Raw genomic sequence first — 480 nt, forward strand, 5'->3', positions numbered from 1 at the left:
CCTCCACCGCGAGCACCGGGGCGGTGATGCCCGCATACAGCGCCAGCGCCTCCTCGACGCGGTAGAGCTGCGGGTTCACCACCTTGTGCGCGGCATCGCCCAGGATGCGCCAGCGGCCCTGGCCATCCGGCTGCGCCCACTCGCGGGCCAGCCATTCGGCCTGGTCGCGGCCCAGCCGCGGATTGGTCTTCATGAGCCGCCCGGCGACGGCCTCCGCGTTCTCGTAGGCCTTCAGGTCCATGCCGCCGGCATCGAGCGTGCGGAGTTCGTCCAGCCATTGGGCGTAGCGCGCGGGCGCCTGGGCGGGCTCGGTCGCCGGCAGGCCGAAGCCTTCGAGGTTGACCAGCCGGCGGATGCGGGCGGGCCGCACGCCGGCATACGACATCGCGATGTTGCCGCCCATGCTGTGGCCGACGAGGTCGACCGGGCCATGGGGCGCGTAGTGGTCCAGCAGCCGGTCGGGGTCGGCCAGGTAGTCGG

Annotated in this window: 1 protein-coding gene; it reads right to left on the bottom strand. The window is 73.1% G+C overall.

Annotated features, from left to right (window positions below; translation table 11 throughout):
• Positions 1-480 (bottom strand): alpha/beta fold hydrolase (locus tag F8M74_RS37210; protein WP_163884760.1); only part of this gene is annotated, 480 nt, incomplete at both ends.

The organism is Myxococcus sp. CA023 (genome assembly GCF_010998615.1).
Lineage (GTDB): Bacteria > Myxococcota > Myxococcia > Myxococcales > Myxococcaceae > Myxococcus.